Source organism: Eleftheria terrae (genome assembly GCF_030419005.1).
Taxonomy (GTDB): domain Bacteria; phylum Pseudomonadota; class Gammaproteobacteria; order Burkholderiales; family Burkholderiaceae_C; genus Caldimonas; species Caldimonas terrae.
On the sequence record NZ_CP106953.1, the window covers coordinates 177,371 to 201,621 of the forward strand.

General features: G+C 72.8%; 11 protein-coding genes. All 11 read right to left on the bottom strand.

Annotated elements, in window-relative coordinates; genetic code table 11:
• Positions 1-86 precede the first annotated feature (86 nt).
• Positions 87-1,091 (bottom strand): zinc-dependent alcohol dehydrogenase family protein, encoded by a 1,005-nt coding sequence (locus N7L95_RS27690; RefSeq protein ID WP_301261184.1) that lies wholly within the window; start codon positions 1,089-1,091, stop codon positions 87-89.
• A 633-nt stretch (positions 1,092-1,724) separates the two neighbouring features.
• Positions 1,725-2,279 carry a hypothetical protein gene (locus N7L95_RS27695; protein WP_301260861.1) on the bottom strand — a complete coding sequence of 185 codons (555 nt, stop codon included), beginning with the start codon at positions 2,277-2,279 and terminating at the stop codon, positions 1,725-1,727.
• A 691-nt stretch (positions 2,280-2,970) separates the two neighbouring features.
• Positions 2,971-3,873, bottom strand: coding sequence for an AEC family transporter (locus tag N7L95_RS27700; RefSeq protein ID WP_301260862.1), 903 nt, complete (start codon positions 3,871-3,873; stop codon positions 2,971-2,973).
• A gap of 61 nt (positions 3,874-3,934) precedes the next feature.
• Positions 3,935-5,788 (bottom strand): fatty acyl-AMP ligase, encoded by a 1,854-nt coding sequence (locus N7L95_RS27705; RefSeq protein ID WP_301260863.1) that lies wholly within the window; start codon positions 5,786-5,788, stop codon positions 3,935-3,937.
• A gap of 81 nt (positions 5,789-5,869) precedes the next feature.
• On the bottom strand, positions 5,870-6,739 hold the full coding sequence (fabD, locus tag N7L95_RS27710; protein ID WP_301260864.1) for an ACP S-malonyltransferase: 870 nt from the start codon (positions 6,737-6,739) through the stop codon (positions 5,870-5,872).
• Position 6,740: 1 nt separating this feature from the next.
• Entirely contained in the window at positions 6,741-7,178 is a 438-nt protein-coding gene (locus tag N7L95_RS27715) for a hypothetical protein (RefSeq protein WP_301260865.1), read from the bottom strand.
• A gap of 54 nt (positions 7,179-7,232) precedes the next feature.
• Complete coding sequence (locus N7L95_RS27720) at positions 7,233-9,071, bottom strand: AMP-binding protein (RefSeq protein ID WP_301260866.1); 1,839 nt, start codon at positions 9,069-9,071, stop codon at positions 7,233-7,235.
• 10 nt (positions 9,072-9,081) lie between these two features.
• Entirely contained in the window at positions 9,082-10,293 is a 1,212-nt protein-coding gene (locus tag N7L95_RS27725; RefSeq protein WP_301260867.1) for a type III PLP-dependent enzyme domain-containing protein, read from the bottom strand.
• Positions 10,294-10,358: 65 nt separating this feature from the next.
• On the bottom strand, positions 10,359-11,558 hold the full coding sequence (locus N7L95_RS27730; protein ID WP_301260868.1) for a fkbH domain protein: 1,200 nt from the start codon (positions 11,556-11,558) through the stop codon (positions 10,359-10,361).
• Positions 11,555-12,607, bottom strand: a complete 1,053-nt coding sequence (locus tag N7L95_RS27735; protein ID WP_301260869.1) for an NAD(P)-binding domain-containing protein — start codon at positions 12,605-12,607, stop codon at positions 11,555-11,557. Before N7L95_RS27735 ends, N7L95_RS27730 begins: the two co-directional genes overlap by 4 nt.
• Complete coding sequence (locus tag N7L95_RS27740) at positions 12,600-24,242, bottom strand: thioester reductase domain-containing protein (protein WP_301260870.1); 11,643 nt, start codon at positions 24,240-24,242, stop codon at positions 12,600-12,602. Before N7L95_RS27740 ends, N7L95_RS27735 begins: the two co-directional genes overlap by 8 nt.
• Positions 24,243-24,251: the final 9 nt, after the last annotated feature.

The following is a 24,251-nucleotide window of genomic DNA, read 5'->3' on the forward strand; positions in this document are numbered from 1 at the left end:
GGTCCGCCCCGGTGACGCCCGGGGCCGGAAGGTGCCGGCCAGCTGGCTTGCCTGTGCGAGCCCGACGGCAGCGCGACAGACAGGGCTCAGAGGCGGATCGCCAACTTGCCGAAATGCCGCCCGCCGCCGTTGAGTTCAGCATACGCGAGGCCGACCTCGTCGAGGCCAAACACACGGTCGATCACCGGCACGAGGCGATGGGCCGCCATGGCGCGGGCGGCTTCCGCCAGGTCGGCCACCGAGCCGGTATTGTTGCCGAGCACGCGCAGCGCCTTGACGATGATGGGCATCAGGTCGACCGAAGCGAGTGTGCCGGTGACAAAGCCCACCGTGAACACGGTGCCCCCCACCGCGGCCGCCTGCAGGGAGCGGCCGAGCGTCGCGCCCCCCACTGTTTCCACCACCAGGTCGGCACCTCGTCCATCGGTGAGCGACAGGACCTGTTCGTGCCAGTCGGGTGTGGCTCGGTAGTTGATGAGATGATCGGCGCCCAGCAGCCGCGCACGCTCGAGCTTGTCATCGGACGAGGAGGCCAGGATCACCGTGGCGCCGGACGCCTTCGCGAACTGCAAGGCAAACAGGCTGACGCCGCCTGTCCCCAGCAGCAGCACCACCGAACCGGGACGCACCGCAGCGGAACGCACTGCGTTCCAGGCCGTGGTGGCGGCGATGGGCAGCGTCGCGCCCTGGATGAAATCGAGGTGGGCTGGCAGCGCCACCAGGCTGGCCGCGGGGACCACCACATATTCCGCCAGCGAGCCCGGCAAGTTGATGCCACGCATCGCGGCGACCGCGCCGGGCGTGATCGCGCCGCCTTGCCAGTTCGGCATGAAGTGCGGAATCACGCGGTCGCCCACCGCCAGGCCGTTGACCCCTTCGCCCAGCGCCGCGACTTCGCCCGCGCCGTCGGTGCCCGGAATCATCGGAAAGCTCGCGGCCGGAAAGTGCCCGGTGGCGATCGCCACGTCCACGAAGTTCAAGGCGGCCGCACGCAGGCGCACCAGCACCTCACCGCGGCCGGCTGTCGGCTCGGGCAGCTCGGTGTGGCGGAAGGCGCAGAGGGAGGGGGCAGTGAGTTGAATGGCTTTCATGGTGTATGTGGCGTGCAAAAGGGGCCGTTCGATGTCAAGCGGATCGATGCCAGCCGGCGCCCGGCGGCGAACCGGCCCGGCCCGCGGCATCCGGATTCGCCCCCTCGCCCGCGAGGTGGGCAGGGAAGTCGCGTTTCGGTGTGCCGGCATTGCGGCCGCTTGCGTGAAGAAGGCGATGTTGATTTAGAAGTGCTTGAAGATAAACACGACGCCGTTGGATAGACCTGCCACTGCGGCTTGATAATCTGGCGGCCCGGCCTGCACCTCGGGCGGGCCGGTTCGCGGCGGGGCGGCGGGCAGGGGAGCGGGAACGATGGGTCGCTCAGGCGGCAGGCAGGACGCTGCCAGCTCCGATGTGCCGGGGCTGAACGGCACCGGTCCATGCCTTCGCCGCCAAGATCACACCGCGCCGGGGGAGGCAACGCCCCGCGACGGTGGGTGCACCGGGCCGATGTCCGCCGCTGTGCCGTTGGTGTTGCCGCAAGCGCCCCATGGGCTTCACGGGTGTCCGGCTTCAGGGCCCTCCCTTGGCATGCGGGTAGTCGCCCGGCTCGCACTCGGCGGCCCCAGGGGCGGACCGAGGCCCGGGCTGCTGGGCATGCCGACCCGTTGTCGGCACGCCATGCCGCACGGTCAGCAGGTGCCGTTGCGGCAGAGGTAGATCTGGAGCCAGGCGTCGCCCACACCCCGGCATTGATCCTCGGTGCCGTCGTCATGCCCCCAGTAGCCGTTGTCGCCGTAGTCGTCATCGGTATAGCCAATGGCGATGTTGCCGGGGAAGAAGTTCGGATCCCCCGCGCCCACACTGAACATGCGCGACCAGCCGCCATCGTCGCCGACCAGGTAGTTGAGGAAGGTCAGCGTCTGCACCGCACCGGGGATCTGGATCTGGCCGTGGTACAGCTGGGCCGAGTTGGGGCCGGTGGGGTTGACATACCGCTTCCAGGTCTTGCCTCGTCCACCGGTTTGCACGCACCCTCCGGCGCGGATGAACACGGCATCGTTCTTGTAGACGGTGATGGGCAGTTCGGTGCGGGCCCGCTTCACTTCCGGCCTGTCGATGCAGATGAGGTGCGGGTCGCCGTTGCACGAGAAGGTGATGATCTGCTGCGCCAAGGTCGGGGAAGCCGCCAGGGCCAGGCCGGCGCCGATCAACACCGATCCGATGCGCAATGATGTGTTGTCCATGTTCAGGACCTCCTGCGGTGGTTGATGAGTCACGCCTGAACAAGGCTAGAGCGCGGACGGCGACGCACCGGCGAATGTGCAACGATCCAATACCCCGGCAAGCGCCGGCAGGCGCGGGGCGCCGCGCTCGACTGCGTTGGCATCCCGATGGCCGCACGGCAGCGCCTCCGCCTCCGCCTGCCGCTGCGCTGGACTGCCGTGTCGACCCCGGCCTTGCCGCCGCTTCGCGCAGGCGCGACGGGCCGCCCGCGCCTCGGTACCGCAGCCGCCCGGGACGGCATGGTCTTCGCATCCCCGGCTCCATGCAGTCGCGGCAGCGCATCTCGTCCGCGCTGCATCGAACGCCGCAGCGCGGCATGCACCGTGGCGGCCGCCACCGACGCAGCCACCGCGTCGATGGACCTGGACATTCGTGTCGCCGATATCGACACGCAAGCCGCGACGCTACCGCCTCCCACCTGGCCTGCAGGCAATGCCTCCTGCGCTGCCAACTGCGAGCGCCAGGGACCAGGGGCATGAATGCGGTGGATGCGTGCGCGGTGGCTGCCACCGCCGGCTCGAAGGGGCGGCCGGGCCCGGCAGGGCGGGGCGATCTCCGCCGATCGCCCGCCCATCGCAGCCGGAAGCGGCGCGTTCGGCAGGAGACGAAGACAGGCCGCCCGGTATTCGACCACCGGGCCAGGTCGGCCCCTCATCCCAGTTGCAGCACCCCCAGCCACAAGGCCGTCGTCACGAACGACAGCGGAATGCCGATACCGATCAGCATCTGCGTCAGCGGCGGGTCCAGCTGCTTCTCGGTGGCAATCAGGCCGGCGATGATCATCGGCGGCATGGCGGCCTGCAGCACCGAGGTGGTGAAGGCGAGCTCACGCGGCCCCGGCAGCTGGCTCCACACCAGCAGCACGACAGCCGGCACCAGCAGCAGCTTGATGCCGGCGCCAATCAGGAAGTTGCGCACCGTGCCGCTGTCGCTCGGCCTGCGCAGGCTGGCGCCGACCGACACCAGGGCGATCGGCGTGAGCGTGCCGCCGAGCACCGACAGCGTCTGCTCGAGCCAGGCCGGGAAGGCCAGCGGCCGCAGCAGCAGGGCCAGCACCATCATCTGCAGCGGCCGGTAACCCAGCATCTGGCGCCACATGCGCCGCCCGTCCTGCGCGCCGCCGGCATACAGGCTGGCGGCCATCATGCCGAGGGTGCACATCACGACGAAGTTCGACTGGTCCACCACCACTGCATAGCCGACCGCCGGTACGCCGACGAAGGCCTGCACCAGCGGGATGCCGACGATGGAGGTGTTGCCGGTGCCGCACACCAGCGTCAGGCAGCCCACGGTGTCGCGCCGCAGCCCCCAGAAGCGCCCCGCCAGGTGGGCCGCCAGCGCCGCCAGCGCGAACACCAGCCAGGGTGTCAGCAACGGCAGCCACACGCTGGCATCGAACACCATGCCGTGCAGGTGCTTGAGCACCAGCGCCGGCAAGGCCACCCGCACCGCAAACAGGTTGAGCACGGCGCAGAAGTTGTCGGGCAGCCGTTCGCTGCGGGCCAGGCCCGCGCCGATCAACAAGCACACCGCGATGAGCGCCAATCCCTGCATTTGTCCTGGTCCCCGGCCCTGCCGCCTGTGGCCGCCCCTCGCGGCCGCCGCACATTCTGGGTCAGATCGCGGCCAGCGGCACGCCGGCCGCCTCGACCCCGTCGCCCGCGGCCGGCAGCAGCAGGTGGCGCCAGCGGGCCTGCATCGCTTCGCTGCCGTGCAAAGCCAGCACCGAGAATTCGCCGCCCAGCAGCAGGCGGCGGCAGGCCGAGCGCTGGATCTTGCCGCTGGAGGTGAGCGGGATCTGCCCCTTTTTCACGCACAGCAGGCCGTCCAGCTTCAGCTGGCAGGTGCTCCAGACGTGGTCGATCAAGGCCGGCGCCACCGTGGCGAAGTCCAGCCCGGGCAGCGCCTCGAACACCAGCAGCACCTCGCTGCCTGAGGCCTGCTCGACGGCAAAGGCGGCCAGCCGGCCCGGGCGCACCTGCTCGCAGGCGTCCTCCACCGCGGCCTCGATGTCCTGCGGATAGTGGTTGACACCGTTGTGGATGATGACGTCCTTCAGCCGGCCGGTGATGAACAGGTGGCCGTCCTGGTCCACGCAGCCGAGGTCGCCGGTGCGCAAGAGGCCGCCAGGCAGCTCGGGCGAGCGATAGGCATGGAAGATGTCCTCGGACAGCGCGTCCTGGCCGAAGTAGCCGCGGCAGACGCTGCCGCCGGCCAGGCAGATCTCGCCCACCTGCAATGGTGGCAAGGCCTGGCCGCTGCCCGGGTCGATGATGCGCAGTTGCTGCCCGCTGGGCCCGACCTGGCCGACCGAGGCAAGCGCCACCGTGCGCCCACCGCCGGTGGCGGGCAGGAAACGGCCTTCGGCCAGTGCCGCGGCGTCCAGCTCGCGCACGCGCGGCGCTTCGCCCGGGAACTTCGACGTCGTCAGCAGCGTGGCCTCGGCCAGCCCGTAGCCGGGGGCAAAGTGCTCGTAACGGAAGCCGGCCGGGGCGAACACCTCGGCGAAGCGGCGCATGGTGTCCTCGCGCACCGGCTCCGCGCCGTTGAAGGCATAGCGCCAGCCCGACAGGTCCAGCTCGGCCACGTTCATGCGCGGGGCACGTCGCACGCACAGCTCGTAGCCGAAATTGGCTGCGCCGCTGCAGGTGCCGCCGAAGGTGGACAGGGCGCGCAGCCAGCGGGTGGGCTGCTGCAGGAAGTCCTGCGGCGAGAAGAACACGCCGGGCCGGCCGGCGAACAGCGGCAGCAGGATGCCGGCCATCAGGCCCATGTCGTGGTAGTGCGGCAGCCAGGACACCATCATCCAGCGTTCCTGGTCGGCGCCAAAGTAGCGCCGCAGCAGGCCCTCGTTGTGCAGCAGGTTGTCGTGCCCGACCATGACCCCCTTGGGCACGGCGGTGGAGCCCGAGGTGTACTGCAGGAAGGCGAGGGCCTGTGCGTCGATGCGCGGCAGCGCCGGCTCGCTGCCGTCGTCCGGGATTTCCTCGACGGCCACGCAAGGCAGCCCGCCGTGTCCGGCGGCCATCAGCTCCTGGCACAGCGGCGCCAGGTCGGCGCTGCCGCACAGCACGGCGGCGGGCCGGCAGTCGGCCACGATGCCCAGCAGCCGCCGGCGCTCGCGCTCGATGCGCGGCGGCAGCGCCGGCACCGCCACCCGGCCGGCGTACAGGCAGCCGAAGAAGGCCTCGATGAACCCGTGCGCCGACGGAAAGACCAGCAGCACCGGATCGCCCACCCGGCCATGGGCCAGCAGCCGGGCGGCGATGGCGAGCGCGCGGCGGTGCATGTCGGCATACGACATCACCAGGTCGGGCCGCTGGCCGAAGCCGAGCAGCGCATAGGCGAACTCCTGCGGCGTGGTGGCGGCGCGGAACTGCAGCACCTCGGCGAAATGGCGGGCCGGCGCGGGGGCCGCCGGGGTCTCGAAGCTGCGGCAGCGGGCCAGCGCGTCTTGGACGGCTTGCATGACGGATACCTCTTGGTTCGGTTGTGTACGGATGAGAAGGAAGCGCCCCGGCGGGCACCGGCGGTGGCGGGCCGCGTGGTCTCAGCCGGCCTGCAGCGCGGGCACCTGGGCCTCGCGCTCGATGGCCTGCAGCAGCCGGGTGAGCACCCGGCCGTGGCCCAGCTCCAGCCAGTCATCCACGCTCTGGCGGCGCAGGAAGCGCACCGACTCGCGCCAGCGCACCGGGTGGTCGAGCTGCTCCACCAGGTGCTCGGCCACCTGGCCCGGCTGGTAGGGCCGCGCCGTGACGTTGGAGACCACCATGCGCGCCGGGTCGGCCAGCGCAAAGCCCTGCAGGAAGGCGTCGAACTCGTCCTTCAGCGGCCGCATGTGGCGGCAATGGAAGGCACCGCTGACCTTGAGCGGCACCACCGTGATGCCGGGCCGGCCTTCCAGCCGCTCGCGCGCCCGGGCGAGCGCGGCCAGCTCGCCGGCAAGCACCGTTTGCTCCAGGCTGTTGAGGTTGGCCAGGTCCAGCTCGCCCAGGCCCTCGGCCTCGAGCAGCGCCCGCAGCTGCGCGGCCGGCAGCCCCACCACCGCGGCCATGCCGCCGCCTGCGCGGGCGAACAGCTCGCCACGCCGCTTGACGATTTGCATCCCGCTGCGGAAATCGAATGCACCGGCGGCCAGCAGCGCGTTGTACTCGCCCAGGCTGTGGCCGGCAAACGCGGCCACCTCGCCGCCGTGGTCCTCGACCCACGACAGCCAGTGCAGCGCGTTCACCAGGAAAATGGCGGGCTGCGCATAGCGGGTCTGCGCCAGCCAGCCGTCGGGGTCCTCGAGGCAGAGCCGGCGCATCGACAGGCCCATCACCTCGTCGGCCTGCTCCAGCAGCGCCGCATGGCGCTCGAACAGGCCCGCGCCCATGCCGACGCCCTGCGAGCCCTGGCCGGGAAACACGATGGCCCGCATCTCAGGCCCCACCGACGACGAACAGGTAGCCACCGATGCCCAGCGCCGCGAGCATGGCCAGGGCCACCAGGCCGCCGAGCTTGTGCTGCAGATGGTCCACTCGCTCCCAGCCGGCGAAATCGCCCGCTTCCGCATGGCGCAGCCGGCGGATCACCAGCCAGACGCACACCGCGTTGAGGAAGATGGCCAGCGCCCCGAAGGCCACCTTGGCCGCCAGCAGACCGCCGAGGGTCCGGCCCTGCAGGAGGTAGGCACCGCTGAGCAGCACCACGAGGAAGGCCGGGATCTCGACGAACTTGTCGGTGTTCCAGTGCAGCCGGGAGATGAAGCTGCGCATGGCCGGGCTCTTGTCGATGGAATGCTCGTAGATGCCTTCGACGATGACGCAGCCAATCCAGAGCGCGACCGAGATCAGGTGGACGAACAATGCGAGTCTCATGCGGGAAGTCCTTGTGATGGTGGAGATCGTGGGGACGGGCGCAAGGCCCCGGGCTCAGGCGATGGCCGGCTCCGGCTGCTGCCGGCGCTGCAGCAAGGCCTCGTAGTGCTCGCGCAGCGCGCGCCGCAGGATCTTGCGGGTGGGCCCCTTGGGCAGCTCGGGCAGGTCATCCAGCGTGTGCAGCAGCACCACCGGCCCGGGGCACTTGTAGCGGGCGATGCGCTCGCCGCACAAGCGGCGGATGTCGTCCTCGCCGAGCGTCGAGCCGGGCACGAGCTTGACATAGAGGCAGACCTCCTGGCCCAGCAGCGCATCGGCAATGCCGAAGGCGGCGCACTCGACCACGTCGGCACAGCCGTGCAGCGCGTTCTCGACCTCGGCGGGGTAGATGTTCTCGCCGCCCTTGATGATCAGGTCGTCCAGCCGGGTGGCGAAGTAGAAGTGGCCCTCGGCGTCCTGCCAGCCGTGGTCGCCGGTGTGCAGCCAGCCGTCCTGCAGGCGCCGCTCGGTGACTTCGGGCAGGTGGTGGTAGCCGCGGGTCACGTTGCCGCCGCGGATCAGGATCTCGCCGGTCTGGCCGGGCGGCAGCGTGCGGCCGTCCTCGTCCACCACCTTCATCTCGTTGCAGGGCAGTGCCACGCCGATGGAGCCACTGCGCCGCAACGCGGCGGGGTGGCGGTTCATGGTCGAGAAGGAGGTGGTTTCGGTGAGACCGTAGCCCTCGAACACCGGCACCTGGTAGCGGGCCTCGAAACGGTTGCGCATCTCCTCCAGCAGCACCTGCCCGCCGCAGACGATGCCGCGCAGCGACTGGTCGGTGCGCTTGAGGCCGAACTCGAGGAAGGTGGACAGGAAGGCCGGCATCACGCTGGTCCAGTGCACCTGGTGCTGATCGATCATCTTCCAGAACGACATCAGCGCCGACCTGCCTTCCAGGATCACCGAGCTGCCACCCACCTGAAGCGGGCTGAGCAGGGTGATGACCTGGCCGTTGTTGTGGAACATCGGCAGGATGCACATGGTGCGCGTACCGGGCTCGAAGCCGAACCACTGGGCGAGCGCCGCGGCATCGGCCAGGAAGTTGCGGTGCGACAGCACCACGCCCTTGGGATGGCCGGTGGTGCCCGAGGTGTAGAGGATGCCGGCCGGGTCGTCCGCCGCGATGCCGGCAGCGGGGGCCAGCAGCCCGGTGTCGCCGCCGGCCTGCAGCGCCTCGATGCCGTGGCCGGAGGTGGCGTCGGCCAGCAGCAGCCGGACCCCGTCCAGCAGGCCGGCTGCCGCTTCGCGGGCCGCGGCCAGCTGGCGGTCGAACAGCGCCAGGCGGGCGCCGCTGTCGCGCACGATATAGGCCAGCTCGGCGGCCGTCAGCGCCGGATTGATCGGCACCAGCACCAGGCCCAGCAGGTGGGCCGCGAAGTAGTGCGCCAGGAACTCGGGGCCGTTGGGCATCACCACGCACAGCCGCTCGCCGCGCCGCAGCCCGTGCGACGACAGGCGTGCGGCAGCGGCCGAGGCCAGCTGGTGGAAGCCGCGGTAGGTGTAGCGGCTGTCTTCCTTGGGAAAGATCAGGAAGGGCGCCTCGGGCAGGGCCTGCGCGCGGGCGGCGAACAGCGCACCGATGGTGGACTCGCCGGCATCCGCCGCCGCCGGGGCGGGGGCCTCGGACTGCTGCTCGATGTACTGCAGCAGCCGCTCGAAGCTGTCGAGGCGGTAGGCCTCCTCCAGCTCGATGTCGAGGTCGAAGGCCTCGGCCAGTCGGCCGAGCAGCTGCACATGCTTGAGCGAGGTCCAGGCACCGAGGCTGGCCATCGAGGCGCCGGGGCCGAAGGCCTCGGTACCCAGCACCTGTCGGCCGAGCTGCTGCAGTTGGTCTTGGGGGCTGGCGTGGTTCATCAGGGTCTCCTCAGTCGTCGGGCTGCAGCAGCAGTTCCCGGAACTGGCCGCGCAGGCAATGGTTGGAACTCATCGAGGACGCATAGCCGCCCGCATTCAGCAAGGCCATGAAGTCGCCAGGCGCCACCGGCGGCAGCGCCACCTCGGCGGCCCAGATGTCGAGCGCCTCGTTGATGTTGCCGGCCAGGGTGGCGGGCGCCACCGGCCCCGGCCGTGGACGGCAGGGCACCGGCTCGCAGGGCAGGTCGTAGAAGGCCGGCTCCACCGCCAGGTTGAAGCCGCCGTTGAGGCCGACAAAACGCTGGTCACGCTTGACCTCGTCGTAGCCGACGCGCAGCACCAGCATGCCGGCGTCCTTGGCGATGAAGTCGCCGGGCTCGATGGCGATCTCCAGCCCCGCCCCGCCCAGCTGCGCCTGCACGGCCGAGCGCCAGCGCGCCAGGTCCAGCGCGGCGTCGCCCGGCCGGTGCGGCAGGCCCAGCCCGCCGCCCAGGTTGACGCCCTGCAGGCCCGGCACCCGCTCGGCGAAGCCGGCCACCACCTGCAGCACCCGCTCGAAGGACGGCAGCTGCGCGTCGAGGTAGCCGCAGCCGGCATGGCAGTGCAGCCAGCGCACCTGCAGGCCGTGCTGTGCGGCCAGCGCCAGCGCCTCGGTGAACTGCTCGCGGTAGATGCCGAACTTGGTGGTGATGGCACCGGCATAGCTGAGCCGCTCGCTGTCCGCATAGCCAATGCCGATGCCGGGATTGATGCGCAGGCCGATGCGCCGGCCCGGCGAATGCTCGCCCAGCAGGCGGATCGCGCCGAGGGTGTCGCAGTTGACATGCACCTCGGGCAATGCAGCCAGCAGGGCGGCGTCCTCCGGCATCATCCCGTGCGCGGTATAGGACAGCTGCCCGGGCCGCCAGCCGCAGGCCAGGGCCTCGCGCAGCTCCTCCGGCGAGCACACGTCCAGCCCGTGCAGCGGGGTCTGCCGCAGCTCGCACAGCAGCGGCCGGAAGCGGTTGGCCTTCATGGCGTAGTACAGGCGGAAGGGCGGGCCGAGCCCGGCCAAGAGCTCGTGCAGGCGCTGCACGTTGTGCCGCAGGCGGCGGGCGTCGTACAGGAACAGCGGCTCGGCGAAGGCGCCGGCCAGCGCGGCGACGTCGTGGCCGCAGAACATCAGGCGGCCCTGCTCGTAGCGCAGGTCGTCACGGGCCCACCAGGGCTCGGGGGTTGGCATCGTTCGGGTCTTTCGGTGTGTCGGTGTGTCGGTGTGTCGGTGTGTCGGGGAGAAGGCGCGGCGGCTCAGGCAGGCTGGCCTTCGCCCAGCCAGGCAGCGGGCCAGGGCAGCCCGGCCGCCTCCAGCGCGGCGGGCGCGCGCGCCTGGGCCAGCGCCGCACGGGCCAGCGCGCCGGGCGCCAGGTGCCAGTGCGCGGTGGCGCCCGCCGGCTCCAGCCGGCCGCCAGCGGCGCTGCCCAGGGCTTGCAGGAAGTCAAGGGCTGGCTGGTTGCCGTCCAGCGCCGCCTGCTCGATCACGATCTCCGGCAGCCCGGCCGCCTCGGCGCCGAGCCCCAGGCGGTGCGCCAGGCAGTGCTCCACCTGCTTGCCGAGCACGACGCAGTTCAGCACCCAGTCGGTCACCCGGGGCTGGCGGCCCCTGCGGATCAGCAGGAAGCCGGCGTCGGGGTACTGCCCGAAACGGTCGGCGACGTCGACGGCCAGGCCGCACACCTCGCCCTCGGACAGCCGCCGCCGCAGCTCGGCCTCGGTGTGGCGGCGCCCGCTCAGGTGGAAGGTGGCGGCGGTGTGGCTGAGCCGGGCCGCCTGGGCCAGCCGTTGCGGCTCCAGCAGCGGCTGGCAGCCCACCCGCAGCTGCAGTCGCTCGAAGAACCGGTCGAGCCCCGGTGCCGCCGCCTGCGCGGCTGGAATGGCCGCGGGCGCTGGCGTGGCGGCGCCTTCCACCGGCGCTGCGAGCGCGCCGGCCAGCCAGCGAGCCAGGGCCGCAAAGCCGGCCACGCTGAAGGGCAGGTGCCCGAGCTTGTCGGCCACCGGGTCAAAGGGCCGCTCGAGCGGGTGTGCCGCGACAAAGTCGGCCCAGGCCAGCGGCCGCAGCCCGGGCGTGGCCGCCAGCTCGGCCTCGATGCGCCGGCATTGCGCCGCCAGCGCCGGGTCCTGCGCCAGCAGGCGCTCGGACGGCACCATCAACAACAGCGGCGGGCGCGCCTGCGCCGTGGCAAAGCGGCCCAAGGCGTCGTGCCAGGCTTCGGCGCGCTGCGCCAGCAGGGCGGCCAGCTCGGCGGGGCTGCCGCGGTCGTGCCGCACCAGGTCGGCCAGGCGCAGCAGCAGCACGCAGCGACCGCCCGCCGCAGCGGGCGCTTGCAGCAGCACCTGCAGCAACTGGTTGTAGGGGGTGAAGTGCAGCTCTGCCACGCCCTGCTCCTGCAGCAGGGCCTGCAGTGGCGTGGCGGTGAAGCTGGCGCCGATGAGCACGGCGGCCGGGCTCATCGCGGGTCCTCCGGCCGGGCCTCGCCCTGCGCGTGGTACAGCGCTTCGGTGGACTCGGTGGGGAAACGGAAGGCGGCGCGCACCTCGCGGTGCAGCCGGTTCATCGGGCGGTCCTGGCAGGCGCGGTGCTGGGCGGCCAGGCTGGCATAGCCCTGGGCCGCCTCGTCCTTCAGCGCGGCCGAGAACTCGCCGTTCTCCAGCTGGCGCAGGATGGCGCGGGCGGAGTCGGCCAGCGAAGCCGGCAGCAGGCGGTCGCGCCAGCGGTGGTAGCCCACTTGGCAGGTCGGCGAGCCTTGCTGGGCGATGACGTCGTCCAGCCCGATGCCGGCGCCGTCGAGCAGCATCTTGCCCATCTCGCCGGAGCCGTAGACCTCCAGCAGCGCCGCCCGCGGGTCGAACCCCTGCTCGACCAGCACCCGCCAGCCGGTCTCCACCAGGTCGACCAGCGCCGGTGCGAGGAACTGTTCCTGGAACAGGTCGAGGAAGGTTTCCTGGCGGTAGTGCAGCCGCATCACGCCGGCGCGAGTGAAGCCCACCGCGCGCGCCACCGCGAGCAGGCGTGGCTGCACCTGGCCGGTGCAGTCCTGCATCACGTCGAAGTAGGCCGGGGCGCCCTGGCCCGCCAGGTAGTAGCGGCGGATCGGCTCGCCGTACATGCGTGGCGCGAGCATGGCCAGGTCACGGCCCGGCAGCGGCCGCACATGGCCCTGCAGGGTGGAATGGCCATGCGCCACCACCAGCATCGCGCCTTCGCGCAGCTGCGGCGCAATGTCGGCCTCGAACACCGGGCCGTGGGCCTCGTCGGGAATCAGCAGCAGCACGATGTCGGCCTGGCGCACCGCCTCCGCGATGCCGCTGACGCGGTGGCCCTCGGCCACCGCGCGGGGAAAGTAGTCATCGTCGATGTTGCCGACGCAGACCGACACGCCGCTGTCGCGCAGGTTGGCGGCGAAGGCGCGGCCCTGGATGCCGTAGCCGATGACGGCCACCGTCAGGCCGTCCAGCGGCGCCAGCGAGACCTGCTCGTCGTGATAGATGGGGTTAGACATGAGGAAGGGACTGTCCATGGGTGGGGGCGGGAAAAGAAGCGTCGGGAAGGGAGGCACCGGCCGGGGCGGACCCGCCCTCGGCCAGCGGCTTGAGCACGAGCCGGCCGCTGGCCCGCAGCTCGGGGTCCATCGCCAGCATCCCTTCGAGGTAGCGCCGGAACAGCGCCTCGGTGAAGGGCGGCAGCTCGATGCCGGCGGCCTGCAGCTCCGCATGGGTGCGGCTGCAGTCGTAGACCAGGGTGACGGCCTCGCGCTCGCGGGCCAGGCGGGCAAGCCCGGCCTCGTCCTTGGTCATCATCCATTGCACGACCGGCACGATGGGCAGCACCTCGCCCTGCTCGTAGCGGCTGCGCAGCGCCTGGATCCACTCGGCATGCCGGCCGAGCTGCAGGGGCGTCTCGGTGAGGCGGTTGATGAGGTGGAACACCTCCGGCATCGGCGTCACCTGCATGGTGGACAGGTGGAACACCTCGCTGTCGGCCGGCCGGCGCAGGCCCAGGTGGGCCAGCGCACGGGCGACGTAGTCCACCGGCGTGATCACCAGGTCGTAGCGGAAGTTGTCGAAGGCCGAGCCCATCAGCAGGCAGCTCTTGAGCAGGCGGTAGAAGGACTGCAGCTCGTCGTAGCGGCCGGCCTCGCTGTCGCCGGTGACCAGGCCCAGGCGGAACACCTTGCATGGCACGCCGCGGCGCGCCGCCAGGTGCACCAGCTGCTCGCCGACCCACTTGCTGGTGGTGTAGCCCTGGGCAGCCAGGTGGCGCTCGGCGTCGATGGGGCTGGCCTCGTCGAAGACATGGCGGCCGCTGCGGCCCTCGGGGCTGAAGATGCCCAGGGTCGAGACGTAGTTGAAGGTCTTGGGCCGGTCGCTGCAGGCCAGCCGCAGCAGCGCCACCACGCCGTCGACATTGGCGCTGCGGGCCATCTCGAAGGATTCGAGGTGGTTCATGCTGGTGCCGTTGTGGTAGACCACGTCCACCTCGCGGCACAGGGTGCGGTAGCGGTCCTCGCCCAGCCCCAGCCAGGGCTGTGCCAGGTCGCCCGGCTCGGCGACGATGCGCGCGGCGTCGGTGTCGCGCCACAGCGACCAGCGCTGCATCACCTCGCGCAGCCGCTGCGCGCCGTGCCCGGCGTCGCGGGCACGCACCAGGCAGTGGACGGTGGCGTCGGTGCGGTCGAGCAGCTCGCGCAGCAGGAAGCGGCCGACGAAGCCGGTGGCGCCGGTCAACAGGATGGCGCCAGCCTCCGGTGCCGGCGCGGCACCGGGCAGCGGCTGCACGTCGTCGGGCAGCACGGCTGCCTGGGCCAGGTCGACCGGCTCGTCAGCCACCGCCTCGCCGTGCAGCCGCTCGGCGAGCTGGCGCACGGTGGGGGCCATGAAGACATCAGCCACCGTGAGGCGGCTGCCGAAGCGCTCGTTGATCCGGTAGACCAGTGCGATGGCCAGCAGCGAATGGCCGCCCAGCGCGAAGAAGCCGTCGTCGATGCCGATGTCGTCCTGCTTCAGCGCCTGGCCGAAGATCTCCAGCAAGGCCTGCTCGTCCGCGTTGCGCGGCGACACCGGGGCGGCACGCGGGGCGCCCGCCTGCGGGCGAGCACCGGCCAGGGCCAGCTGGTCGGCCTCGGCATGCACGTCGGCCGCGGCGCAGTCCCAGATGCCATCCAGCGGATCGTCCGAATGCTGGAAGGCGAAGCGGGCGATGTAGCTGCCCACCGCGGCGAAGTACTCGCCGGTGTAGGGCACGTGGCCAGCGGCATCGGCATGCGGATCGAACACCTCGGCCGCCGGGTAAACGGCAGCGATGTCCTCCCAGTACCGCACCGCCAGCCGGGCCGACTCGCCCAGCCCGGCCTGCCAGCGCCGGTATTGCGCCAGCGCGGTGTCCGCATCGATGCCGCAGGCCGCCGCGTCGCTGGGCAGCACCAGCAGCAGCAGGGGCACCGACAGGCCGGGCAGCGCGGCCTGCACCGCCTCGGCCAGCTCGTCGTACCCGGCCTCGACCCGGGCGGCAGCGCCACCGGCCGGCACCGCGCCGTGGCGCAACCAGTCTTGCGCCCGCACCAGCACCACGTTGAGGCCGTGGCGGTTGGCGTGGAAAGGATGGCTGGCGTCGTACAGCGTCTGCAGCAGCTGGTTGTAGCCGGCGAACTCGGGCTCGATGGCCCGGCCGGTCACCTGGCCCCAGTAGCGCAGCGTGGCCGCCAGCGGCCGGTCGGTGAAGGTCGAGGCGACATGCACGGCCAGCGGCTGGGCGTCGGCCTGGGGCTGCACCGGCGTGCGGCCGGCCAGCGTGTCGGGCGCGGCCAGGCTGTCCAGCGGCAGCGTCGGGTGTTCCAGCAGCAGGTGCAGCAGCTCGCCGTAGAAGGTGGCGATCTCCTCGGCGGTGCCGGCGTCGAACAGGTCGGCGCTGTACTGCAGCACGCCCTCGGCGCGGCCCTGGCCGTGGTAGATGCGCAGGAAGAGGTCGTAGTCGGCATGGCCGGTGTCCACCTCGACCTGGCTGACACCGGCGGGCAGCGGCGGCATCGGGATCAGGTTGAACATCACCTGGTACAGCGGGTTGGCATGGCCATGGCGGCGCGGCTGCAGCGCCTCCACCAGCCGCGGGAAGGGCACGCCCAGGTGGTCGAAGGCGCCGTACACCGTCTCGCGTACCTGCGCCACCGCCTGGTCGAAGTCGCCGCCGCTGCCGAGGCGGGTGCGCAGCACCAGGGCGTAGGCCAGGCAGCCGACCATTTCGCGGGTGTCCTCGCCGGCGCGGTTGGCATAGGGGCTGCCCACCACCACGTCCCCGCAGCCCGACAGGCAGCGCAGCATCACCTTGAAGGCCGCCAGCAGCACCACGAAGCTGGACAGGTTGCGGGCCTTGCAATAGTCGTCCAGCCGCTGCAGCAGCGGCGCCGGCAGTGCCAGCGGCACGCTGTGGCCACGGTAGCTGGGCAGCGGCGGGCGGGCCCGGTCGGTGGGCAGCGGCAGCGGCCCGGGCAGGTCCTGCAGGCGCTCGCGCCAGTAGGGCAGCTCGCGCGCCAGCACGGCGGGCAGCTCGCGCTGCTCGTCGGCGGCCCAGTCGGCGTACTGGCGGGCCGGCCGGCGCACCGGCACCGGCGTGGGGGACAGGCCGGCTTCAGCCAGCGCCTTCAGCAGCTGGGCCACCGAGCCGGCGTCGCCGACGATGTGATGCAGGTTGAGCAGCAACACATGGTCTTCGTCGCCCAGGCTCACCACCGTCAGGCGGCTCAGGCCGCCTTGCTCCAGGTCGAAGGGCTGGCGGCCGGCCGCGGCCAGGCACTCGGCCAGCCGGGCCGCCTGGCGGCGTGGCAGCAACGGCGCCAGGTCGATGCGCTCCACCGCGGCGCTCGACAGCGGCAGCACCTCGGCACGCGCCTGCCCGTCGCGCACCACGAAGCGGGTGCGCAGCACGTCATGCGCCTCCACCATGGCCTGGTAGGCCCGCTCCACGCGGCCCAGGTCCAGCGGCCCGTGCACCCGCAGCGCACCGGGCAGGTTGAAGGCAGGGTTGCCCGGGCTCATGCGGTCGAGGAAATGGAATTGCTGCTGCTGGGTGGACAGCAGGCCCTCCCGGCCGGCCGGCGCCGACATGGCCGCGTCGGCCGCGGGCGCGGTGCGGGCACGGCCGTCCTCCAGCCACTCGGCCAGTGCCGCCAGGCTGGGGGCCTCCAGCAGGCGGCTCATCGGCACCTCGATGGCCAGCGCCTCCTGCAGGCGGCGCTGCAGCCGCGCTGCGCGGATCGAGTCGCCGCCGAGCGCGAGGAAGGACTGCTCCATGGCCACCGTCGGGTAGCCCAGCAGGTCGGCCACCAGGGTCTGCAGCAAGGCGGCCGGGCCGTCGGCGGCAGCGCCGGGCACGGCCGGCGATGCCGGCAACGCGGGCGCCGGCGACGCCGCCCTGCCCGGCACTGCGGCGTCGTCGGCCAGCCAGTAGCTCAGCTTGGCGAAGGGATAGCTCGGCAGGTGCAGCCGCTGGCGCCGGCGGCCCTGGTGCAGGCGCGACCAGTCCACCGACAGCCCCTGGCACCACAGGGCCAGCAGCTTGTCGTGCTTGCCACCGGCCAGGCAGCGCTCGATCACCGCGGCGCGCAGCTCGGCGTCGCTTTCCAGTTCGGCCAGGCCGCCGGCCTGGCCCTGGTGCCAGGCACTGCGGTCGCCGTCCACGAAGCGCTGCAGCTGGTCGGCCAGCGCGGGTAGCGTGGCGGCCAGGCAGGCCGCCCGCCGGGCCATCGGCTCGCGGCCGACTTGCAGGGTGTAGGCCAGGTCGGCCAGGCGATGCGGCGCGACGCGGCCGGCCTGCAGCGCGGCCAGCAGCTGCGCCGCGCGGCCGGCCAGCGCCTCCTCGGTGGCGGCCGACAGCACCACCAGCGCCGGCTGGCCGGCGTCCGCCGCCAGCTCGGCAGGTGGGTCCACGAATTCCTCGATCACCACGTGCGCATTGGCGCCACCGGCGCCGAAGGACGAGAGGCCGGCGATGCGCGGCCAGCGACCGCCCTCCGGCCTCGCGGCGCCGAGCCAGGGCTGCAGCCGCTGCTGCAGCACGAAGGGCGAGCCGGTGAAGTCGATGTCCGTGTTGGGTGGCTCGGCATGCAGGGTCGGCACCAGTTCGCCGTGCTGCATCTGCAGCAGCACCTTGGCCAGCCCGGCCATGCCGGCGGCGCTCTCGCAGTGGCCGATGTTGGACTTGACCGAACCGAGCGCGCAGAAGCCGGTGTCGGCGGTGCCCTCGCGGAAGGCGCGTGTCAGGCCCGCCACCTCGATGGGGTCGCCCAGCGCGGTGCCGGTGCCGTGCGCCTCCAGGTAGCTGACCGCGCGGGCTGGCAGGCCGGCGCGGGCCAGCGCTTCGCTGACCACCGCCTGCTGTGCCTGCGGGTTGGGCACGGTGTAGCCGTGGGTGCGGCCACCGGCGTTGATCATGCTGCCCTTGATGACGCCGTAGATCGCATCGCCATCGGCCAGTGCGCGCGCCAGCGGCTTGAGCACCACCGCGCCGACACCCTCGCCGTCGACAAAGCCGTCGGCACCGTCGCCGAAGGCGCGGCAGCGGTCGCCGGCCGACAGCATCGTCAGCGATGCCAGGCCGATGGTGTGCCGCGGGCTCACCACCAGGTTGACGCCGCCGGCAATGGCACAGTCGCAGCTGCCGGCGGCCAGGCTCTCCAGGGCCAGGTGCAGGGCGGTCAGCGAGGACGAGCAGGCAGTGTCCACCGCCAGGCTGGGCCCCTGGAAGTCGAGCAGGTAGGACACCCGGTTGGCGACCGACCAGAACTGTGCACCGCTCGGGTAGTAACCGTTCATCACGCCGACGAACACGCCCACCCGACGCCGCGGGCTGAGGCTGGCCGGCGTGTGGCCGGCGTCCTCGATGGCGGCCCAGGCCTCTTCCAGGAACAGCCGGGCCTGCGGGTCCATCGCCTCGGCCTCGCGGGGGGGGATGCGGAAGAAGGGCGCGTCGAAAGTGTCGATGCGTGGAAGGAAGCCGCCCCAGCGGCTGTAGGTCTTGCCCGGGCGGCCCTTCTCGGCGTCGAAATGGGGCCGCCAGTCCCACCGCTCGGCCGGCACCTCGGTGATGCCATGGCGGCCGGCGCGCAGCAGCTCCCAGAAGGCCTGCAAGTCGCCGCATTGCGCGAAGCGGCCGGACAGGCCGACCACCGCAACGTCAAAGGCCGCACCGGGCCGGGGCGCCGCCGCGGCGACCGCGGGCGTGGCGCCCCGCGCTGCGGCGACCGCGGGGGCGGTAGCGCGGGCAGGCGCGGACGAAGGCTGCCGGCCGCCAGCTGCGGCATCGCCGTCCGGGTCGGCGGCGCCTACCTGCGCAGCGATTGCCGGCGGCGGCAGCAGCCGTTCACAGGCCTCCCGATGGCTCGCCAGCAGGTGATCGGCCAGCGCCGCCAGGCTGCGGTGCTCGAACAGGGTCGCGTTGGGCAAGGGCACGCCGAGCGCTTCACGCAAGGCCTTGGTCAGCCCGATCACCAGGATGGAATCGACCCCGTAGCTGCCCAGCGGTTCCTGCGGGTCGAGGCGTTGTGGCGGCAGCTTCAGCGTGCGTCCGACCAGGGCTGCCAGCCACTGCAGGCAGCGCTGTCGCAGGTCGGCGGCGGGCTGGGCCGGCACCGGCAGTGCCGTTGCGGCCGGCAGCGCGGCCGCTGGCGGGCGGACCGCGGCCGGCTGGGTGATGCATCCATCACTGACGGCCACGATGACGCCCTGGCCCAGCCGGTCGTCGTCGCCACCGGCCTGCGGCAGCACCACGAAGCCGGCCTCGGCCAGCGCGGCGCGCCAGCCCTCGCGCGAGAGCAGCGGGCTGCCGGGCAGCCGGCGCGGGCTGTCGGCATGCAGCCACCAGCCGTCGAGCAGGCCGAAGGTCAGGTGGGTGAACAGCCGCACCTGCAGCAGCTCGTTGATCAGCAGGTGGCCGCCCGGCTTCAGCAAGGCCTTGGCATTGCGCAGCGTCTGGGCGATGTCCGGGGTGGCGTGCAGCACGTTGGTGGCCACCACCAGGTCATAGGCGCCGGCCGGCACGTCCTGCGACGCCAGCGGCCGGCTCACGTCGAACAGCCGCGTGTGCAGCAGCGGTTCGCCCCGGCCGAAACCGCGCTCGGCGTGCCGCAGGAAGGCCGGCGATATGTCGGTGAAGTCATAGCTCGCCAGCCGGCCGCGGTGGCCCTGCAGTGCCGCCAGCAGCGGCACGGTGGTGCCGCCGGTGCCGCCGCCGATTTCGAGCAGGCGCACCGGGCCGCCATCGTCCAGGCGCTGCAGCAGCGCATCCACCACCGCCACCAGCTGGCGGTTGCAGGCATCGGCCTGCAGGTTGCCCCGGTAGACCGCCTCCACCGCGTCCATGCGGCCTTCGGGAAACAGCAGGCCGGTGGCGGGCAGGCGCCCCTGCAGCACCGCAGGCAGCGCCGGCAGCACCAGCTCGGCCAGCGCCACATGGGCGGCGTGGCCGGCCTCGTGCAGGGCAGCCCGCTGCTGGGCCCATTCGTCGCGTGCCGCATCCAGGCCGGGCGGGGGCCGCAGCAGTCGGCCTGCGTGGCCATCCCACGCCAGCCAGCCATGCGAGGCCAGCTGCGCAAGGCTGTGCACGAGCCAGGGGCGGTAGCTGGACAGCAGGCCGATGCGGGCTACCAGGGCCTCGAGGTCGAAGTGGGCATCGTCCCCGAAGCCGCCGAGCGCGGCCAGCTCGGCATACAGGCGCTGCGCGAGGGCGGCTTCCAGCCGGTCGGTGGCCTGCAGCCAGGCGTCCAGGCCGGGCTCCCCCGGCGCCGGCACGGCCGCCAGCCGCGGCAGCGGGCTCGGCATGGCAGGGCGCCAGGCCGACAGGCCGAGCGCCAGCCCCGGCAGGGTCAGCGGCGCCAGCGTGCGCAGGTACGCCATCTGCTGCAGCGGGCCGTCCATCAAGGCATCGAGCGCGGCCATCGCCTCGGCCGGGCGGATCGAATCGTGGCCGGCGGCTGCCATGCGCTGGCGGTAGGCCTCGGACGCCACCACGCCGGTATGGCCCCAGTAGCCCCAGTTGATCACTTTGACGGCGGTTTGCAGCCGGCTGGCCAGCCAGCCGGCGAAGCCATCCTTGAAGGTGCAGCCGGCCGCATAGTTGGCCTGCCCGGCGGCGGCCACGCTGCTTTGCAGCGAGGAGAACAGCAGCACGAAATCCAGCGCCAGCCCGCCGAAGGACTCCGCCAGGTGGCGCAGGCTGTCCACCTGGGCTTGCAGCGGCAGCATGAAGCGGGCCTCGTCCAGCTGCGCCAGGCTGCCGTCCTGCAGCACGATGGCGGCATGCACCAGGCCGTCGATGCGGCCATGGCGGGCCAGCACCTCCTCACGCACCCGCTGCAGCTCGCCCGGGCGGGTGGCGTCGGCCGCCAGGTAGTCCGGCCGCGGCCCCAGGCAGCCCAGCCGCTCGCGCTCGGCGGTGATGCCGGCATCTTCCGCGCGGCGGCCAACCCACACCACCTGGGCCGGCTGCTGCCGCAGCACATGCTCGGTCCAGACCCGGCCAATGCCACCGGCACCGCCTATCACCAGGTAGACCGCGCCGGCCCGGTAGGCCGGCTGCGGCGGCACGGCAGGAGGCTGCAGGGGCACCAGCTGCGGTGCCAACCACTGGCCATGCCGCCACAGCAGCGGACGCTGGCAGCCGTCGGCCGGGCGCCGCTGCCATTCGGGCGGCAGCGCGGTGGCGGCCGGCAGGTCGAGCAGCCGCACCGTCCAGTGCGGCATCTCCTTGGCCAGCGAGCCAAGCAGGCCGGCCAGGCCGGCCTGCGCCGGAAAGGCCGGCGACTCGCCAGGCAGCGCCCATTGCCGCACGGTGAGTGCGCTCAGGCACAGCGGCCGGTCGCCGAAGCCCAACGCCAGCAGCCGCTGCACCAGCCGAAACCCGGCCAGCACCGCCGCCGTCGCGTCCGGCAGCGCGGGGGCGGTGGTGTCGGCCTCCGGCGCCTCGGGCAGCAGCCACACCAGGTGCTCGGTGGCGGCGTCGATCTGCTCCAGTGTCGCCACGGTGCGCAGCGCTGTGCCGCCGGCGGCCAGCGCGGCGTGCTGGGCCGGCGTGCCACCCCAGACCGTCAGCGGCAGGATCGGCGCCGGTCGAGCCGGCTCGGGCAGCGGGCTCCATTGCCGCACCAGCCGGTGCTCGCCGGGCGGCAGTGCAAGCGTGTCGGCGGGCTCGGCGGCCGGCACGGGCTCCGGCTGCGCGACCCGCGGGCCGGTGGCGAGCACCAGGCCGCGCAGCTGCGCAGCGGGCCGGCCGTTTGGCTCCAGCAGGTCGATGTCGTAGCAGGGCCCGGCAGGCCCGGCCACCTCGCGCACCCAGGCCCACAGTGGCGCGGCGGCCGGTGCCAGCACCTCGATGCTGGCCAGCCGCGCCGGCAGCCGCCGCTGGGCCGCACCGTCGGGGGACGCCAGCTGCAGGCCGATGATGGCTTGCAAGGCGGCGTCGAGCAGCGCCGGCGGCAGCACGCCCGACGCGCAAGCCGCAAGGCCAGGCACCGGCTGCAGCTCGGCCAGCACCTCGCGATCGCCCACCCGCAGCTCGCGCAGCGCCCGGAAGCCGGGCCCGTAGTCGATGCCCAGGCCGCTGAAGGCCTCGTAGCATGCCTCGGCCGCCAGGCGGCGGCGGCAACGGGCGCGCAGCGCCGCCATGTCAACCAGCACCGGCGCTGCGCTGCTGGCCGACTGCGACCAGGCACCGCGGCTCGCCGCCTGTTGGGGCTGCTCCTCGCTGTGGAAGCTGAAGGTCTGCGCACCAGCGCCTGCCGCAGCCATCTGCAGGACCAGCGCCAGGCCCTGTGGGCCGACCGCCAGCGGCGCCAGCCATTCCACCTCGCGCAGCACCACCGGCAGCCGGTCCGCCGCGCCGGCCGCGGCCAGCACGAAGTCGATCTGCGCCGCCGCGGCAAGCACCGGCACGCCGGCCAACGCGTGGTCGGCCAGCAGCGGCATCGCCGCCTCCAGCTGCACCACATGGCGCCCTGGGCCCGCCGGCTGCAGCACCGGCAGGCAACCGTCGCCGGGCTGCGCCCCAGCCGGCCAGTAGCGCTCACCATGGAAGGGGTAGCCAGGCAGGCTCAGCATCGGCAAGCCGGCCGGCGCGGTGTCGGCCGGCAGTTCGCTGCCGCCCACCCAGGCCCGGCCAGCCTCTGCCAGCGCGTCCGCTGGCGGCACGGCCGGGTCGTGCAGGAAGCGCTGCTGCAGCCCCTCGCGCAGCGCCTGGCCGAGCAAGTCGCGCAGTGCCGCCATCGAGCGGCACAGCACGGCGCAGCGCGCCGCCATCGCCTCACGGCCGCGCCTGAGGGTGTGCGCCAGGGCCGGCAGCAGCCGGTCGCCGGCCGGCGCGGTGTCGATCCAGGCGGCCAGCTGGCGCAGCCGGGCCTGCAGGTCGGCCTCGGTGCGGGCCGACAGCAGCACCAGCTGCGGCGGCGCTTCGGAGCCGGCGGCGGCAGGCGCCAGGGCCGGCGGCTCGGCCGCTTCCAGCACCACATGCGCATTGGCGCCGCCGAAGCCGAAGGAGCTGACCCCGGCCCGCAGCGGCAGGCCCAGAGCCGCCGCCGGCCAGGGCTGCGCCCGGTCCACCACGAAGTAGCGGCCGTCGTCCAGCTTCAGGTAGGGGTTGAGCTGCCGGCAGTGCAGGCTGGGCGGCAGCACCCGGTGGCGCATCGCCAGCACCACCTTCAGCACGCCGGCCAGGCCGGCCGCCGCCTCCAAGTGGCCGATGTTGCTCTTGACCGAGCCGAGGCCGCAGCGCAGCGCCGGCGGCTGCTGGCCCTGCCGGCCGGCCGCATCGAAGGCGCCGAAGCCCTCCTGCAGCGCCTGCACCTCGACCGGGTCGCCCAGGGGCGTGCCGGTGCCATGCGCCTCGACATACGACACGGTGGCCGGATGCACGCCGGCATCGCGGTAGGCCGCGGCCAGCAGAGCGGCCTGGGCCCGGATGTCGGGCGCGGTCAGCGAGGCGGCCCGCCCGCCGTGGTTGATGGCGCTGCCCTTGACGATGGCATGCACCGGGTTGCCGTCGGCCAGCGCATCGGCCAGCGGCTTGAGCACCAGCACCGCCACGCCTTCGCCGCGCACATAGCCGTCGGCCTCCGCGTCAAAGGTGCGGCAGCGGCCTTGCGGGCTCAGCATGCCGGCCTGGCCCAGCGCACGGTGCAGCTGCGGCGTCAGCAGCGCGTTGACACCGCCTACCAGGGCCAGCCGGCTTTCGCCGCGGCGCAGCGCGCGCACTGCCCGGTGCAGCGCCACCAGTGAGCTGGAGCAGGCCGTGTCGACCGCCTCGCTCGGCCCATGCAGGTCGAGCAGGTAGGACAGCCGGTTGGGCAGCATCGCGTGCGCAATGCCGATCGCCAAGTGCGCATCGGCCTCGGGCAGCAGGCTGAGGTAGTCGCAGGTGCTCGCGCCGACGAACACCGCGGTGTCGCTGCCCGCCAGGTCGGCGGGCCGGATGGCGGCATCCTCCAGCGCGGCCCAGGCGGTCTGCAGCAGCAGGCGCTGCTGCGGGTCCATCTGCTCGGCCTCGCGCGGGGAGATGCCGAAGAAGGCCGCATCGAAGCGGTCGATGTCCGGCACGAAGCCGCCCCAGCGAGTGGCGGGCCCGGTGTCGGGACGGCGCCAGTCCCAGCGGCCGGCCGGCACCTCGCTGACCAGGTCGTCACCGGCCAGCAGGTGCTGCCAGAACACCGCCAGGTCGGCCGACTGCGGCAGCCGCGCCGCCATGCCGACGATGGCGATGTCGCCCTCCGCTGCGGCCTGCCCGGCGGCCGGTGCCGGCGCCTGCGACGGCCCGACGGGCAGCGGGGTTGCCAGCGTGGCGGGCCCGCCGGCCTGCAGGGCGGCATGCCGCGCGCCCAACGTCGCCGCATGCCGCTGCAGCAACAGGGTGGCAACATCGTGCGGCGTCTGCGCCTCGAAGAACAGCGTGGGCGCCAGTTCCAGCCCGTAGTGCTCGCCGAGCAGGCCGGACAGCTCGACGTACTGCACCGAGTCGAAGCCCAGGTCGTGGTAGCGCCGGTGCGGCTGCACCGACCCGGGCTCTCGGCCGCAGATCTCGGCGGTCAGCGACAGCACGACGGCTTCGACGGCGGCGGCCAGGTCCTGGCCGGCAGCGGCGGGAAGAGGGGAATTCGGCATCCGGTGTCT

Bases quoted from the DNA above. Each gene is read 5' to 3' on its own strand.
- N7L95_RS27690 (WP_301261184.1), bottom strand. From the start codon at position 1,091: ATGAAAGCCATTCAACTCACTGCCCCCTCCCTCTGCGCCTTCCGCCAC.
- N7L95_RS27695 (WP_301260861.1), bottom strand. From the start codon at position 2,279: ATGGACAACACATCATTGCGCATCGGATCGGTGTTGATCGGCGCCGGC.
- N7L95_RS27700 (WP_301260862.1), bottom strand. From the start codon at position 3,873: ATGCAGGGATTGGCGCTCATCGCGGTGTGCTTGTTGATCGGCGCGGGC.
- N7L95_RS27705 (WP_301260863.1), bottom strand. From the start codon at position 5,788: ATGCAAGCCGTCCAAGACGCGCTGGCCCGCTGCCGCAGCTTCGAGACC.
- fabD (WP_301260864.1), bottom strand. From the start codon at position 6,739: ATGCGGGCCATCGTGTTTCCCGGCCAGGGCTCGCAGGGCGTCGGCATG.
- N7L95_RS27715 (WP_301260865.1), bottom strand. From the start codon at position 7,178: ATGAGACTCGCATTGTTCGTCCACCTGATCTCGGTCGCGCTCTGGATT.
- N7L95_RS27720 (WP_301260866.1), bottom strand. From the start codon at position 9,071: ATGAACCACGCCAGCCCCCAAGACCAACTGCAGCAGCTCGGCCGACAG.
- N7L95_RS27725 (WP_301260867.1), bottom strand. From the start codon at position 10,293: ATGCCAACCCCCGAGCCCTGGTGGGCCCGTGACGACCTGCGCTACGAG.
- N7L95_RS27730 (WP_301260868.1), bottom strand. From the start codon at position 11,558: ATGAGCCCGGCCGCCGTGCTCATCGGCGCCAGCTTCACCGCCACGCCA.
- N7L95_RS27735 (WP_301260869.1), bottom strand. From the start codon at position 12,607: ATGTCTAACCCCATCTATCACGACGAGCAGGTCTCGCTGGCGCCGCTG.
- N7L95_RS27740 (WP_301260870.1), bottom strand. From the start codon at position 24,242: ATGCCGAATTCCCCTCTTCCCGCCGCTGCCGGCCAGGACCTGGCCGCC.